Genomic DNA, 260 nt, shown 5'->3' with positions numbered 1-260 from the left:
GGTGATTGCTGCATTATTCACTTTTGGTTATGGCTACTTATCTGGTTTTGCTGTTGCCACGCAACGTGCATTATTAATGCTATTTTTGTTACTCATATTCAGCTTGATTAAACAATTTAGCCACCATTGGGATCGGCTCGTATATGCATTGTTTTTTGTGCTGTTGGTCGATCCCTTTGCGTCGCTCGGTGCTGGGCTATGGTTGTCGTTTGGGGCTTTGGTGATCATTTTATTGGCGGTAAAATCCACCACTGTAGATC

General features: G+C 42.7%; 1 protein-coding gene. It reads left to right on the top strand.

The annotated features are described in order from the left end of the window. The coding region (locus AAEZ03_RS27930; protein ID WP_350583169.1) for a ComEC/Rec2 family competence protein at window positions 1-260 on the top strand (260 nt) is incomplete at both ends.

This window comes from Pseudomonas sp. HY2-MNA-CIBAN-0224 (genome assembly GCF_040310285.1).
In the GTDB taxonomy this organism is placed as follows: Bacteria; Pseudomonadota; Gammaproteobacteria; order Pseudomonadales; family Pseudomonadaceae; genus Aquipseudomonas; species Aquipseudomonas helleri.
This window is presented reverse-complemented; position numbering and strand designations above follow the sequence as displayed.